At 70.3% G+C, this 16,139-nt stretch carries 6 protein-coding genes; 2 read left to right on the top strand and 4 right to left on the bottom strand.

What is annotated here, in order from left to right; translation table 11 throughout:
• The first annotated feature begins 241 nt into the window (after nt 1-241).
• Nucleotides 242-2,383, top strand: coding sequence for an MMPL family transporter (locus OHB44_RS22705; RefSeq protein WP_330438183.1), 2,142 nt, complete (start codon nt 242-244; stop codon nt 2,381-2,383).
• Nucleotides 2,384-2,546: 163 nt separating this feature from the next.
• Here the strand turns inward: OHB44_RS22705 and OHB44_RS22700 are convergent, their stop codons facing one another.
• Nucleotides 2,547-3,998, bottom strand: a complete 1,452-nt coding sequence (locus OHB44_RS22700) for a HAMP domain-containing sensor histidine kinase (protein ID WP_330438182.1) — start codon at nt 3,996-3,998, stop codon at nt 2,547-2,549.
• Nucleotides 3,995-4,669, bottom strand: coding sequence for a response regulator transcription factor (locus OHB44_RS22695; protein ID WP_266305528.1), 675 nt, complete (start codon nt 4,667-4,669; stop codon nt 3,995-3,997). Before OHB44_RS22695 ends, OHB44_RS22700 begins: the two co-directional genes overlap by 4 nt.
• 444 nt (nt 4,670-5,113) lie before the next feature.
• Between OHB44_RS22695 and OHB44_RS22690 the strand changes: the two genes are divergently transcribed.
• Nucleotides 5,114-8,605, top strand: coding sequence for a phosphatidylinositol-specific phospholipase C domain-containing protein (locus OHB44_RS22690; protein ID WP_330438180.1), 3,492 nt, complete (start codon nt 5,114-5,116; stop codon nt 8,603-8,605).
• Between the two features lie 56 nt (nt 8,606-8,661).
• On the opposite strand, the gene OHB44_RS22685 is transcribed toward OHB44_RS22690, so the two are convergent.
• Both OHB44_RS22685 and OHB44_RS22680 read right to left on the bottom strand, forming a co-directional pair.
• Entirely contained in the window at nt 8,662-11,499 is a 2,838-nt protein-coding gene (locus OHB44_RS22685; protein WP_330438179.1) for an ATP-binding protein, read from the bottom strand.
• 82 nt (nt 11,500-11,581) lie between these two features.
• The gene (locus OHB44_RS22680; protein ID WP_330438178.1) at nt 11,582-15,952 is read right to left on the bottom strand and encodes a glycoside hydrolase family 9 protein; all 4,371 of its coding nucleotides are present in this window, start codon (nt 15,950-15,952) and stop codon (nt 11,582-11,584) included.
• Nucleotides 15,953-16,139 lie beyond the last annotated feature (187 nt).

Below are 16,139 nucleotides of genomic sequence, written 5' to 3'. Positions count from 1 at the left end.
GGGTCGACACCGTCACCGCCCGCACGGACCGGATGGACGTCGACGCGTAGCTGATCCGGACCGACGCTGCGTCGCCTGGGCCGTGCCCACCGCGCAGGATCTGGACACCGCCGCGCTGGTGCGTGCGCTCGGCACCTGGTTCGGCCACCCGGCCTGAGCGGCGCATTAACGGTCGTCTCAGATTCGCTCGGTACGAAGTCGGCATCAGATGAGCGAACTGACCCGTATGGAGGAAGCAGTGATGGCAGTCAAGGCAGCGCCGCCCGGGGGAGCGCCGGCCGGTCGCTTGGCAGGCCGCTGGGTGCCATGGTTGGTGATCGGGTTGTGGCTGGCGCTGGCGGCGGTCATGGTGCCGCTGAGCGGGAAGTTGAGCTCGGTCACCACCGACAGAGCCGTCGACACCCTGCCGGCCAGCGCCGAGTCCACCAGGGTGGCGGTGCTGGAGGACAGCCTCCCCGGCGGTGAGGACAACACGTTCGTCTTCGTGTACCAGCGCGCCAGCGGCATGACCGACGCCGACCGCGCGTCGGTCGAGCGCCACCACAACACCCTTGCCAAGCGGTACCCGCCGAAGGTGACGGCGGCGGGCGGCGAGGACGAGGAGGGCCCGCTGACGAGACCCTCCACCGACGGCAAGGCGATGATGTTCACCCTGGATGTGAGCACGACATACGGCGCACCGGAGACCATCGTCGGCCCATTGCGTGAGGCTGCGAAGGACCGCCCCGCCGGCCTGGAACTCGACGTGACCGGACCCGCCGCGGTCGACGGCGACATGGACGCCGTCTTCGACGGCGTCGACCTGCAGGTCTTCCTCACCACCGTCGTCGTCGTCACGCTCCTGCTGATCCTCACCTACCGCAGTCCGGTGTTGTGGTTCATCCCGCTCATGGCTGTGGGCGCGGCCGCACTGACCGCGATGGCGACCGTCTACCTGCTCGTCAAGGGCTTCGGCATCGTGATCAACGACCAGAACTCGGCGCTGCTGACGATCCTGGTATTCGGTGTCGGCACGGACTACGCGCTGTTGCTGATCGCCCGGTACCGGGAGACACTGCACCACCACGAGAACGTCCGGGTCGCGATGGTCCACGCGCTCCGCGGCGCGGCGCCGGCCATCGTCGCGTCCGCGGCCACCGTGATCGCTGGCCTGCTCTGCCTGCTCGTCGCCGACCTGAACAGCACCAGCGGGTTGGGCCCGATCGGCGCGGCCGGCATCATGTGCGCGCTGGTGGCCATGCTGACGCTGTTCCCGGCGGTGCTCGTGGTGCTTGGCAGGCGGATCTTCTGGCCGGCCATCCCGCGGTTCAACACGGCCGTGCAGGAGAAGCCGGGGCTGTGGGGACGGCTCGGCACCGCCATCAGTCGCCGCCGGTGGGTGGCGACGCTCGGCTCGCTCGGAGTCCTCGGCGTGCTCGCCATCGGGCTGGTGGGCAACACCGGCGCCCTGCGGGAGCAGGACCAGTTCCTGTCCGCGCCGGAGTCGGTCACCGGCTTCACCGTTCTCCGCCAGCACTTCCCGGAGCTCGGCGGTCAGCCGATGACGATCTTCACGCGGCCGGCGCACCAGGAGCGGGTGCTCGACGTTGTCCAGGGCATTCGCGGTGTGGCCCTGGTCGTCCCGGGGCAGACCAGCGGAGGCTGGGCCGACATCTCCGTGTTCCCGACCGACGCGCCGGACAGCGCCGCGGAGTACGACACGATCAAGCGGGTGCGTGCCGCCGTGCACGCGGTGAACGGGGCGGAGGCGATCGTCGGCGGGCCGAGCGCGGAGAACCTCGACACCGAGGTCACCACCACCCGCGACGAGAAGCTGGTGATCCCGTTGGTGCTCACCGTCGTCCTGATCGTCCTCGGGCTACTGCTCCGAGCGATCGTGGCCCCGCTGGTCCTGATGGCGACCGTGATCGTCTCATTCGCCGCGGCCTTCGGCGGCAGCGTGTTCGTCTTCGACACGGTCCTCGGGTTCAAGGGCGTCGACTATTCGGTGCCGCTGCTGGCATTCCTGTTCCTGGTGGCGCTCGGCATCGACTACAACATCTTCCTGGCCAGCCGGGCCCGGGAGGAGAGCGTGCGCCTCGGCACCAGAGAGGGCATGCTCAAAGCCCTCTCCGCCACCGGTGGCGTCATCACCTCGGCAGGCCTGGTTCTAGCGGCCACGTTCGCGGTTCTCGCCTCACTTCCGCTGGTGATGCTGATCGAGGTCGGGTTCCTGGTCGCCTTCGGCGTGCTGCTCGACGCCTTGCTGGTGCGGTCGGTCCTGGTGCCCGCCCTCACCCTGCTGATCGGCCGGCGGATGTGGTGGCCGAGCCGGTTGTCCCGACCGGTGGAGTTGCCGGACGATCAACGGCCGCTCGTGGAGGGGCCCGCGCCGCAACGGTGAGCGCGGCGGCACAGTCGAGATCCGGGACGGGCCCTTGCCCGTCCCGGATCCTTGTCCTGGCCCGGCGGCCGTCACCGTGTCCGCCGCCCTTGTCCTGCGCCGCCCGCTGCGGCGGGTCCTGGCACCGCGCGCGGTGGCGGTCCCGGCGCCGTGCTGCGGAGGGTCAGAGCGCCACCGTGTCCACCCCCGCGCTGAGCCGGGTGACCCGAGCGGGCGGGGCGGCGGCCGGAAGGATGATGCGCAGCAGCGCGCCGCCGCGTGCGGACCGGGCGACGGTGACCCGGCCAGCGTGGGCGTCGACGACCCGCTGCACGATCGACAGGCCCAGACCTGATCCCGGCAGCGCCCGGGCGCTGTCGGCACGGTAGAACCGGTCGAACACCCGCGGTACGTCGGCGGCGTCGATGCCCGGCCCGGCGTCGTCGACCTCGAGGACCGCCGACGTGCCCTCGGCACGGAGCCGGACCTGGACCGGCTGGTCAGCGGGGGACCACTTGCCGGCGTTGTCGATGAGGTTGAGCACCGCCCGCTGGAGCGCAGCGGGACGCCCGCTCACCCAGACGGAGGTCACGTCGAGCGCGACCTCGATGTCGGGCACGCGGGAACGCGCCCGGGTCGCGGCGGCCACCACCACGTCGGCGAAATCGAGCAGCTCGGTGCTCTCGTCGCTGACGTCGCCGCGCGCCAGGTCGGTCAGCTCGGCGGCAAGGGTACTCAACTCGGCCACCTGGGCGCCGAGATCGTTGAGCAGCCGGGTCCGACTCTCCGCCGGCAGTGCGCTGTCCAGGGTGCCGCGCCGATCGAGCCGGATCAGCAGCTCAACGTTGAGGCGTAGGCTGGTGAGCGGGGTCTTGAGTTCGTGGGCGGCGTCCTCGGCGAGCAGCCGCTGGGCTCGCCGGGAGTCCCGAAGCGCGGCGAGCATGTCGTTGATTGACTGGATCAGCCTCCGGATCTCCCCGCCGCCCTCGTCCGGGATGTCGGCGTCGAGGTCCCGGGTCTGCGCGACACGAACCGCGGCGGCGGTCAGCCGGTCGATCGGTGCCAGTCCGGTCCGCGCCACGGTCCGCCCGACAAGGGCGCCCCCGGCCACGCAGAGCAGTCCGATCAGCAGCATGCCGAACCCGAATCGGTTGATCGGGGTGTCGTCGCTGTTGCGGGCCACCTGGACCGCGCCGTCGCCCACCCGCAGCGTGTAGATGAGGTAGCCGTCGTCGTCGCTGTCGTTCGACTCCATCAGGTCGGCCGACGCCCCCTGCGCCACGCGCCCGGCGTGCCCGCTGACGGGGGGCAGCGCGGGTTGGCCGGCCGGCGTCCGGGTCGAGCCGTCGGGCAGGATGACCCGCACCAGCCGACCGGACCCGGGATACGGCGGTAGGTGGACCTGCGCCAGACCGGTGGGCTCCACGGTCGTCGCCAGGACGCGGGAGTCCGCGCGTAACTGATTTTCGGCGTTGTCCTGCAGCTCCGAGTCCAGTAGCTCGCTGGCCACCTGGAAGGCCACGAAGACGCTGACCGCGATGGCCGTCGCCGCGATCACCGTCAGCCTGGTCCGCAGGGACCGCCGGCGCCACCATCGGGTCGGCCGTCGCGGTTCCCGGCCGGCGGGTCTGCTCACGGAGGAGTCTCCCGCAGCGTGTACCCCAAGCCGCGCAGCGTGTAAATCAGTCGCGGCTCACCCTCGGCCTCCATCTTGCGGCGCAGATAGCTCACGTACACCTGGAGGTTGTTGGCTGTGGTGCTCATGTCGAAGCCCCAGATCGCCTCGAACAGCACGTCGCGGGTCAACACCCGGGTCGCATTGCGCACGAGAACCTGTAGCAAGGAGAACTCGGTCCGGGTCAGATACAGCGGCCGCCCACCCCGCCAGGCCTCGAACCTGTCGGGATCGAGCCGGACGTCGGCGAACGACAGGATCTGCGACTCGTCGTCGCCCGGCGCGCGGCGGCGCAGCAGAGCCCGGACCCGGGCCAGCAACTCCTCGGTGGCGAACGGCTTGGGCAGGTAGTCGTCGGCGCCCGCGTCCAGCCCCGCGACCCGGTCGGAGACCTGATCCCGGGCGGTCAGCATCAGCACCGGCAGATCCCGACCCGCCGCCCGCAACCGCCGGCAGGTCTCCAACCCGCCGAGGCGGGGCATCATCACGTCGAGGATCAGCAGATCCGGCGCCGCGCCACCGATCCCGTCGAGCACGGCGAGACCGTTGGCGGCGGTGCTAGTGCCGTAACCCTCGACCTGAAGCACCCGCTCCAGCGACTCACGGATGGCCGCCTCGTCGTCGACGATCATGATCCGCACGCCGGTCCGCTCCCTCCAGTTGATGGTTTTGCGCTCATCCTCCCCGATCAACCTGAGGGCAGGATTAATGCTGCAACGGCAGTGGGCGAATCGAGTCCAGCTCGTGGTCGTCGGCCTGCCTGTGACGGACGTTGATGTTGATCGGTGGCATGGGGGACGCTGCTCCAGGCCGGAGGTCTGCCGGGCTTCGTCCGCCAAAACGGCAACATCGCACCAGTCAACAACGTCGTCATCTGACAGATGTCTCGACGCGGCGCGGCACCAAGACTGCAGGTAGTTCCATCGATGCGTGCTCGCACGCGCGATCACGCCTGCCGGAGGTCTGCCATGCCGACGACACACTCAGCATCCGCCCCACCGGGTCCGGCGAAGAAGCCGATTCTCCGGTGGCCACGGCGCTCCCGACAGCCGAGGCCAGCGATCGCCCTGCTCGTCATGACCCTGGTTGCGACGACCGCGACAGCTGTCGCCGGTCCGGCCACGCCGGCCTTCGCCAACGACCACTACAGCACCATCGAATCCGCCGCCGAGGCCAACCGGGACTGGATGGCACGGGTGTCGGACGACGCCAGCCTGGCCGACCTGTCCATTCCCGGCACCCACGACACCCTCGCGCTCTGCGGCCAGTCGGCGGGCAACGGCGACTGCGAATTCATCTCGACGAGCCTCACCCAGACGCAGGAACGCCACGGGTACAGCGCCGAGACCCTGGCCACCCAACTGGACGCCGGCATCCGGTCGATCGACATCAGGGTCCGGGTGGACAGAGGCGACGCCGGACTGACGTTCACCGTCCACCACGGTGTCTACTACCAGTGGGCCAACTTCACCGACGTGCTCACGAAGATCGAGACGTTCCTGCGGGCGAACCCGACCGAGACGGTGCTGCTGAACCTCAAGGCCGAGTGCCTGGGCAGCGATGGAAGTTGCGTCGACGCGGAGGGCTACGACAGCACCGAGTGGCGCCGGAAGGTCTTCGACTCGTACCTCACCGGCCGCTACCACACCGGCAACGGTGACGAGACGAGGCAGGGCAGAGCCTGGGGAAGCCTGTTCTGGGGCAACTCCGTCAACGGTGTCGAGCAGACGACCACGCCGACCCTCGGCGCCGTACGCGGGAAGATCGTCCTGCTCGGGTTCCGCGGACCGGCCGGCGGCATCTACGGCGGCTACGGCATCGGGCAGCTCTACCCCGCCGGCGGCTCCTACGAGGGCTACGTGCAGGACAACTTCACCGTCACCCAGGTCAGCGACATCGACGACAAGTGGGAGAGTGTTCGCACGCACCTGCGCAAGACCAACGGGGTGTGGGACGCCAACCGTGGCGAGCAGACCCGACACGACCACGAGCCGGGCTCGCTCTACATGAACTTCACCAGCGGCACGGGCGGCCTGGCCCATCCGTACACGGTCGCCGGTGGCACCCCGACGGCGACCGGGGTCAACGAGTTCCTCATCCAGTGCCTGCGGGCCAGCAACGACAGGTGCCCGGAGTTCTACCCGAACCGGGCGGGCAACTTCGGTGGACGCCAGACCATGGACCGGCTCGGCATCGTGATGATGGACTTCCCGGGCGGAAAGCTGATCGACGAGATCGTCGCCCGCAATCCCGCCGGTCGGGCCGGCGGCAGTCGCAACGGCGGGGCCGGCGACCCGATGGAGCAGCATGCCGGCGGTGACAACGGAGGCACCCGACCGGTGGTGCCGACCGACCACGCGCAGTGCCGCCCGGACGGCATGATCCCGACCGCCGGCACCAGCACCCCCTACTGCCGGGTCTACCAGGGCGACGGCCGGGAGTGGCTCGGCCAGGGCCGGAGCCGTCGGGTGATCGGCTACTTCAACGGCAGCCGCACCGGGGCCGACGGCAAGCCCTCCTACCTGGTCAAGAACATGCCGTGGTCAAAGCTGACCCACATCAACTACGCCTTCGCCCGAGTCGAGAACAACCGGATCTCGGTCGGCGCGGATGGCCCGAACAACCCGGCAACCGGCATGACCTGGAACGTTCCCGGCACCGAGATGGACCAGAGCCTGCCGTACCGGGGGCACTTCAACCTGCTGACCACCTACAAGCGTCTGCACCCCCGGGTGAAGACGCTGATCTCGGTGGGCGGCTGGGCGGAGAGCCGCGGCTTCTACGGCATGACCACCAACGCCGACGGTACGACCAACCAGGCCGGGATCAACACCTTCTCCGACTCGGTCGTCGACTTCCTCGGCCGGTACGGCTTCGACGGCGTCGACATCGACTTCGAGTACCCGACGGTGCTGGACGACACCGGCAACCCGAACGACTGGGGCGATGCGCGGTCGCGCCGCAAGGGACTGCCGACCTCGTACACGGCCCTGATGAAGACGCTGCGGGAGAAGTTGGACCGGACGTCCGCCACCAACGGTCGCTACTACCTGCTCACCTCCGCCACGTCGGCCTCCGGCTATCTCGTGCGGGGCATGGAGAACCAGAAGGCGCTGCGCTACCAGGACTACACGAACCTGATGGCGTACGACTACCACGGCTCCTGGAACGAGGTGGTCGGCCCGAACGCCGCCCTGCACGACGACGGCAAGGACCCGGAGCTGAGCGACCTCTACTCCACGCCGGAGTACCAGAAGACCGGCTACTTCAACACCGACTGGGCCTTCCACCACCTGCGCGGCGCGATGCAGGCCGGACGCATCAACATCGGCATCCCGTACTACAGCCGGGGCTGGCGCAACGTCACCGGCGGCAGCAACGGCATGTGGGGCAGAGCCGTGGGCAGCACCTGCCAGCCGGGCACCGGCCTGGTCCGCCCCTGCGGCGACGGCGCGGTCGGCATCGACAACATCTGGCACGACCGCGACGCGAACGGTCGAGAGGTCGGTGCGGGGGTCAACCCGATGTGGCACGCCAAGAACCTGGAACGCGACCTCACCCCCCGCTACGCCAACGCGGTCGGCCTCACCCCGGACAGCGACCCGAACGACCGGCGCACCGGCACGTACGACCGGCACTGGGACGCGACCACCCGCACCGCCTGGTTGTGGAACCCGGAGAAGAAGACCTACCTCTCCATCCAGGACACCGAGGGCCTCGACCACGTCGTGGACTACGTCAACCGCAAGGGCGCGGGTGGCGTGATGATGTGGGAACTCTCCGGTGACTACGAGTGCCCGGCCGAGGCGGCCCCGGACAACCCCTGCGTGATGGGCTACACCCTCACCAACCGGCTGCACGAGCGGCTCCAGGGCGCCGCCGCGTACGGCGACAGCCGCGCCGCCGGCAGTTCGGTGCAGCGTCCGGCACTGGCCGTCGACGTGACAGTCGACCTGATCCGCTACCCGACCGACACGGCGAGTCTGTGGCCGCTGACCCCGACCGTCCGGATCAGCAACAACACCGGGGTGACCATCGGTGGCGGCAGGGACAACGTCATCTCCTTCGACCTGCCGACCTCGACGCCCCCGCTGATCAAGGACGGCAACTGGCAGACCGGCGCCCAGGGCGGCCGGTGGAAGGTGCAGGCCGGGCACACCGGCCCGAATGTCGGCACCGGGCTCTCCGGCGCCTTCCACCGGGTCAGCCTCACCCTGGACTACTGCCAGATCATCCCGGCCGGGCAGAGCCTGGACGTGCCGATCATCTACTACATCCCGGCGACCGGGCCGGTGAACACCACACTCAAGCTGGGCGGCACCACCTTCGCCTCGGTGCCGGAGCAGAACCGGGGTGCCGCGAAGGTCATCCCGGCGACCGGCGGATGCTCGGCGCCGGCCTGGGACGCCAGCAAGGTCTACAACCCGGCGACCCAGTCGGTGGAGAGCATCACCGTGAAGTACGCCGGCAAGGTCTGGCAGGCCAAGTGGTGGACCCAGGGCAACGTGCCCGGCACCGGGGCCAACTCGGACCTGGAACCCTGGCGGCTCATCGGCCCGGCCAGCTGACGCGAGGACGGTGGCATCCGGGTCCGACCCGGATGCCACCGCCCGGGCAGCGCCGGTCACCGCTCGACGACGTCCTCCGGAGAGCGACGCAGCACCGCGCCCGCGATCTCCACCCGGCTGCGCATGCCGAGTTTCGCCAGGATCCGCGAGATGTGCGTCTGGGCCGTCCGGCGGGTGAGGAACAGGCTCTGCGCGATGTCCGGCGTCGACCGACCCGCCGCGACAAGCATGGCGACCCTGCGCTCGGTGGGGGTCAGCGCGTCCCAGCCGTGTCCGGCCCGTCTGCTCCGGGCACCGCGCACCCCACGCCGAACCCCACGACTGCGCAGCCTGGCCTCGGCCCGACGGATGTCCCAGGTCGCGCCGAACCCGCCGTACAGGTCGACCGCCTCGTTCAGGGCGGTCCGCGCCTGCGCCGTGTCGCCCCGCTCGGCCAGGACGACGGCGAGATCCTCCAGCGTCCCGGCGAGTTCCACCGGCACCCCGCTGGCCCGGTAGTGAGCCACGGCCGAACGAAGCGCCCCAGGGTCGCCGCCGTGCAGGCCGCGACACCTGTCGGCGGACGCGGCAGCTCGGGCCGGCACCTGCTCTGCCGCCGCCTCCGCCAGGCAGGCGCGTACCCCGGCCTCCGCCGCCGACCGGTCGTCGACCGCCAGAGCGAGTCGGACGAACCGGGGCAGCCACTGGTGGGTCAGGGTCATCTCCCCTGGCCGCCGGTCGAGAAGAGCGCCCAAATGATCCAACGCCATCCGCAGATCGCCGTCCTGCTCGGCGGCGAGGGACCGCGCCACGAGCAGGAAGTCGAGGTTTTCCCGATCGGCGACGGTCACGACCGGGCGGTCGAATCCCGCGCGAAGATGGGCGGCGGCCCTGACCCGCTCGCCCCGATGGCCGGCGATGAGCGCTGACACACCGTGCCAGAGCCGCCCCGGGCCGCCTTCGCGCAGCCCACGGTATGTCGACGCCGAGGTGTCCTGCGCGACCGCGTCGAGTTCGGCCAGGGCGTCGTCCCACCGCCCCAGCCAGAACAGCAACACGGCGGCGGTCACCCCGGCGGTCGTGTCGTCCATGCGGTTGGCCGCGCCCAGAAAGTCCCGGGCTTCACGCAGCGCCGCCTCCGCGTCCGTCCACCGGCTCAGGTTCTGGAGCGAGAAGATCCGTCCGTGCAGGGCGAACGCCCTCAGGTCGACGTGGTCGGCGACGAAGCCCAGCGCCTCGATCGCCCCCTCCGCGCTGTGCAGGGCGAGCCGGTGCTGCCGGCGCACGGAGTGGCTGGCCCAGAGACCCGTCAGCGCGTACGCCGTCGCGAAAGCGTCTCCGGCCACGGCTGCCATGCGCAGCGCGTCCCGAGCGGTGGCATCCGCCGCCGCCAGGTCCCCGGAGCCCGCCCGCTGGAACATCGCCAGCGAGGCGAGCAGCCGGGCCCGCCAGGCGTCAGGTAGGTCAGCTCGGGCGAGGGCCCGGTGCAGGTGGGCCACCGCCGCGGTGTTGTGCCCGCCACTGAACAGCGCGCGGGCGAGCATCCAGTGGAGCTGCCCACGGTCGTCCGGGTCGACGACCAACCCCAGGGTCTGCCGCACCCGATGGGCGGCTTCCTCGTGCTCGCCGCCAGCGATGAGGACCCGCGCGAGGTTCATGCAGAGCCCTACCCGTACGTCCTCGTCACCCGGGTCGTGGTCCACTTCGCGACGGAGCAGCTCGGCCGCGAGGTGCGGCGCCCATCCGGCCAGCACCGGTCCGGCCTCGGCCAGCCACCGCCGCACCCAGCGGTCCCCGACAACGCCGGAGGCGAGGAGATGCTGAGCCACACGCTGCGGTTCGACGCTGGTGGACTCCAAGGCCCGTGCCACCTCCAGGTGCAGTGCGGCGCGCAACGCGGCCGGCACCCCGTCGTACAGGGCCTGCCGGAGCAACGGATGCCGGAACCGCATCCGAGGGCCGGCCTCGACCAGGATGCCTGCCGTCACCGCCTCCTGGAGGTCGGCGGAGAAGTCGATCGCCGGACGGCCGAGCAGCGCGGCGAGTTCGGTGACCGCGAATTCGCCGCCGAGCAGCGCGGCCGTCCGCATCAGCTCGACGGTGCCGGCCGGGACGGCACTCAGCCTGCCTTCGAGGGCCGCGGCCAGCGACCTCGGGACCACGCCGACAGCTGAGTCACGCACCTCGGCCTGCGCGCCGATGTCCAGCAGGTCTTCGCGAACCAGTGACTCGACCAGTTCCCGCAGGAAGAGTGGATTGCCGACCGCCTGAGCGGCGAGCCGGGCGAGTCCGCCCCCCGGTGGCACGCCCACGAGTGTGGTGAGCAGATCGCGGACCGACTCCGGGGCGAGGGGGCCGAGCGGGACGCGGACCACGTCCCGCCGGACAGCGACGTCGCGCAACCGCCGCACGGTCGACCGGTGAACGCCGGGACGGTAGGAGAGGACCAGCAGCAACGGCAGGTACGCGGCGACCGAGGCCAGCCGGCGGCACACATCGATGGACGCGTCATCGGCCCACTGCACGTCGTCGACGAGGAGCATCATCGGGCCGGCGGTGCACAGTTCGTCGACCAGAGCGACGACCATCTCCACGGCCGCCGCGGCGTGACCGGCGTCGGCCAGATCGAGGACGGATCGCCTGTCGCTCAGGAACGCCGCGATCCGCGCCCGGTGGGGATCCGTCGAGCGCGGCCTGATCTCCAGGCAGTCGAGTAGAACGCCCAGGAGTGGCGGATGAGCCAGTTGGTCGGCGACACCCTCTGACACCTGGCAGCCCAGCTCTCTGCCAACGTGGGCAGCGGCCGCCACGAGGGACGACTTGCCGATCCCCGGCTCGCCCTCGATCCAGACCACGCCGCCGGCGCCGAGACGCAGCCGTTGCACGGCGTCCCACAGCTCCGCGAGTTCGGCCACACGCCCGATCAGAAATCCTGGAGATTGACGGAGGTCAGCATCGTGCCTCAGATCCATCGGCTGCCCCGCGCCGTCAGCCCGGTCATCGACGGCCAGCGACGTCGGCGGCGAACGCGGCAACCCAGGTCAGTGCGGAGTTCCAGTTGATGGTGATCTCGTTGACCGACCAGGCTTCGAGATTGTCGACGTAGCAGAGCTGTGGGGCGCACCCATGTAACCAACTCGCCGAGAGCGGGTCCTGGAGGCTGGAGTTGGGCCCACCGGCGACCGATCCCGCCGGCGGGTTCGGCAACCGGGCGTCGAACGATTTCGCGTACCACCGGCTGTGCTGGTTCTTCGCGTCGTTGCTGCCGTAGCCGGTGATGTAGGACTGCCCGAGGGCGTTTCGGCCCAACAGGTAGTCGAGCCCCTCGAAGACGGCGTCGGCGTACCTGTCGTTGCCGGTGAGGTCGTAGGCGGTGGCCAGGACGACCTGGTTGTTCAGCATCGACGCGTTCGAGCCCCAGTCGTAGCGTCCCGTGGTGGGGGAGTACGTCTGCCCGAAGCGCTCGGCCTTCTGGAACGAGATCAGCCGGTCCGCAGCGGCGACCACCCATCCCTCGATCTGTTCACGGTCGCTCAGCTCGGTGCCGAGCCGCGCCAGATCGAGTTGGGCCAGCGCGGCCACCGAACCCCAGTAGAAACCGTTCTGGCTGAAGGCCGCACCGGCGGTGTGGAACCGGCTGACCCGGACGGCGGTGAGGTAGGTGGCGTCCTTGGTGGTCAGGTACAGCTCGGCCGCGGCCCAGTAGAACTCGTCGGAGACGTCCCCGTCGTTGTAGGGGCCCCCACCGCTGCGGTCCTCGTACGGTGCGAAGAGCGCCGGGTTGGCCCGGGCCGCGGCGTACGCGCGTTCGGCCGCCGCGCGCAGCCGGGCGGCGAAGCCGGCGTCGTGCGCCTGGTAGATCCTTGCCGCCTGGGCCGCGACGGCGGCCAGGTTCAGGGTGGCCGCGGTCGACGGCCGGTGCAGTTCCCGGGGTTTCTTGTCCTGGTGCGGGAGCATCGGCGGCCCGGTCCAGGTCTCGTCGTGCACCTTGTGGTGGACCATGCCGGCCAGCGGCAGACCGTCGGGCACCTGCATCTTCAGCATGAAGTCGAGGTTCCAGCGGGCCTCGTCGAGGATGTCCGGAACGCCGTTGCCGCGTTCCGGCACGGCCAGGGTGCCGTCGCCGAGCGCCGCCGGCCGGTTGCGTTCCCACGTCGACAGGAGCTGGTACGTGGCGATGCCGCCGTTGACGACGTACTTGCCGTGGTCGCCGGCGTCGTACCAGCCGCCGGTGACGTCCAGACGGTAGGAGCAGGTCCAGTTGTTCAGGAACGACTTCGGCCGCTGGCAGGGCACCTGGGTGTCGCCACCGTTCGGTGACTCCGCGACGTGCCCGGCCGGGCGGGCGTACACCGCCCCGGCGATGCCCCCGTCGATCGCGATGCCACTGCGGTTGGTGTAGAAGAAGCGGGTCGCGTCGGCGCGCAGCCGGTCGTACAGGTCCGCGCGGACGTCGAACGGGTGGCTGGGGCGGTCGACCCAGCCGTCGTACACCAACTCGAACCGGCCGGTGGTCGTGACGTGGCTGAAGTCGATCACATGGGTGTTGGCGCTTGCCGACGCGTCGAAGCCGGTCGGGGTGGTCCGACCCGTCGCCACCGTCGCGCCGCCGCCGGCCCGGCGCAGCGTCCACGGCACCGCGTGGGACGCGCCGTACAGCAACGTCGCCCGTTTGGGCCCGTTGGGCAGGTAGCCGTGCTGGTTCACCTTGAGGTCCGGCCCGGCGTCGGCCCGGTACGCGTACTCGGCGCCGGTGAGCGTCACGTCGTCCATGCAGAACTCGTACGGCGCCGTGGACTTACCGAGCCGGAACTGGAGCTGGGCCAACCGGTACGGCTCCGGGTAGGTCGTGGTGATGCTGTACTCGTACTCCTTCCAGGCGGTGCCGGTGGTGAAGCCCTTGTTCAGGTACGTGACATTGGTGGGGTTGTCGAAGGGCGCGAGGTAGACCAGCGGGTTCGCCGCCGTGTTCGTCCGGGCTCGGAACCGCAGCGTGTACGTGGCGCCGCCGGGCAGGTAGATGCTGTTGTGCCCGACCAGGACGTCCCACGGGTTGGTGGACGCGGGCGCGGTCACGCAGAAGGTCCCGCCGTCCAGTTTCGGCGTCATTCCGGCGTTCACCCACCACGGTTTGTCCGTGCCGGTGAACGTGCTGTTCTGCAACAGCCGGCCGTCGAGCTGCGGCCGGGGTGGCCCACCCCCGTACGCCGGCAGTGTTCCCGCCGGCAGGTCCTGCCCGCCGCCCTGGCCGGGCTGTCCCGGGCCGGGATCCGCGCTGCCGTACCGGGGCAGCAGCCAACCGTCGAGACCACCCGAGACGGCGCTGACCAGGACGAAGTCGCCGATCAGGTCGGCGTCGAGGTCGGCGAACAGGCCGGTGGTGCCGGCGAACGGGCCATCGTCACGGATCGGGCCCAGTGACCGCCAGCCGGTCGTCGCGCTCCACGGAGCCCCGGTGTTCTCCCAGGCCAGCACTTTGCCGCTGGGGTAGTCGACGCGCAGCACGTCGGCCCGACGGTCACCTGTGACATCCGAGAACGACGTCTGGTAATAGCCGTCGGCGGGGGTCGCGAAGCCGCTGACCGAGTGCCAGTCGCCCGGCACCGGCATCCGGCCCGGGGACCGGTTCTCCCAGAGGCTGGCGTGGCTCAGCCGATCCGAGTTGATCAGGTCGTCGTCTCCGTCGCCGTCGATGTCGACGAAGCGCGGGTTCTCGTAGAGCAGGTTGTTGGCCACGGTGGTGGGTGATCCCCATCGTTTCTGCGCGCCGTCGGACTCGTTGCGGGACATCCAGATGACCCGGGTCCCGGTGGGCGACTCGTCAGCGGTCAGCAACCGGAGGTAGTCGTCCCGGTCGTCGCCGTCGAGGTCGCCGAAGTGCACCGTCCCGGGCAGACCCCGGTCCGGCGGGCTGATGTCACCGAGGGCGGTCCAGGTGGATCGGACGCCGTCGTTGCGCCACGCCGGTAGCCGACCGTCGGGCTGGACGATGACGTGATCGGCGTCGCCGTCGCCGTCGAGGTCGGGGAAGTGGGTCTCCGAGCCGGCCGGGGTGGCGTCCCGGAACTCACCGATCGGGTCCCAGCGCGGGCCGATACCGTTGCGGGGCTCCGGCCGCCACTGGTAGAAGTCCTGCCCGACCACCAGCCGCGCCCTGAGAGCGTTGGCGGAGGGTTGCAGGGAGCCGCCGAGCCCGGGCGTGAAGATCTGCCCGTCCTTGAACTGCCACCGGGACACCTCGGCCTGCTCCGAGCAGAGGGTACTGCCGGTGCTCCGGGAGTTCGCGTCCCAGGACAGGCACCGCTCGGTCGCCGGGTCGGCCTGCGGCCAGGCGAGCTGGTACTGGCCTCCCGCCGTGCTGAAGCGCACCTGGAGGGCCTCGTCGAGGCTGCCACGCGGCGTCCTGACGTGTGGTCCGATGTCATCGCCGTCGTTCGTCTTCAACGCGATCACCGCGTGCTCCAGGTGGCGGGCGAAGAAGCGGTACGTGTCGCCGGGGACCGGGGCGTAGCAGTCCCGCTCGGCGGTCGTCCGGGGCGCGAGACCACCGCCGGAACCACAGCCGGCGTTCACGACGTAACGGACATACCTGTGGTCGGAGTTCCCGCCGCGCACCTCAGCGTTGATGGTGTTGTTGTTTCCGATGCTGGCGTAGGCGAAGTCCAGCTCCTCGCCGCCCTCGTGGGTGGGCTGGCCCGCCGCGACGATGCGGCTCTGCAACGCGGCCGGCATCCGTGCGGGATCCTGGTTGAAGTCGGCCAGCACCATCCATTCGCCAGTGGGGCGACCGGCCATGAACTGCCGAGCCGTCTCGATGATGTCGGGGGCGTCGTTGGCACTGTTCCGACCGTTGGACAGCGCGTGGGCGGTGAAGTACCAGTCAGAGCCGATCTGGACGCCCATCATCGGCCGCGAGTTGAACCGCCCGCCCACCGGCAGGATCACGGCGTCGGTCACCGTCTCCCGGGTGACGATGGCCAGGCCGTTGCGTTGCTGACCGGTGTCGGCCCAGTAGATCTGCAACAGGTCCGGGCGGTCGCCCGTGCCGATGTTGTACAGATGCTCGGTGACGCCGGCCTCGGTGAACTGACGATCGGTCCACACCGCCCGGGGGGGAGGTTGGCTGCCCGCCTCCTGGAGCGCGGCGACCTGCACCCCTTCCTGGTGGAACATCTGCTGCACAGCGGCCACCCACCGCGACTCCGGAGGCTCTTCGCCCCCCTGGTGCTGGCCCTGCAGGTTCCAGGACGCGGTGACCCGGTCCTGCGGCACCGCTACCGCCGGTGTCGGGGGTTCCAGGGCGTACAGAAACGTCGACACCGTCGTCAATGCGATGATCGCGGCCAGCCGCCTGCGCACCACGCCCACGTCAGATCCTCCAGACCGACCTCGTCGCCCGCCACCGGGATCACGGAGACGATGCGGCAGCGGAGCCCCGCACCGCATCGGTGGAAATTGCCTATTCGGGCCGGGGTGGGCTGGCCGGCGTCCGATCCGCCGTTACCTATCGGGATTCACCTGCGGTGACGGACGAGTTCGGACGCCGCCTGTTGCC

The organism is Micromonospora sp. NBC_00821 (assembly GCF_036347035.1).
GTDB classification, from domain to species: domain Bacteria; phylum Actinomycetota; class Actinomycetes; order Mycobacteriales; family Micromonosporaceae; genus Micromonospora; species Micromonospora hortensis.
Note: the sequence above shows the minus strand (reverse complement) of the source record. Positions and strands in the feature narration are given on the sequence as shown.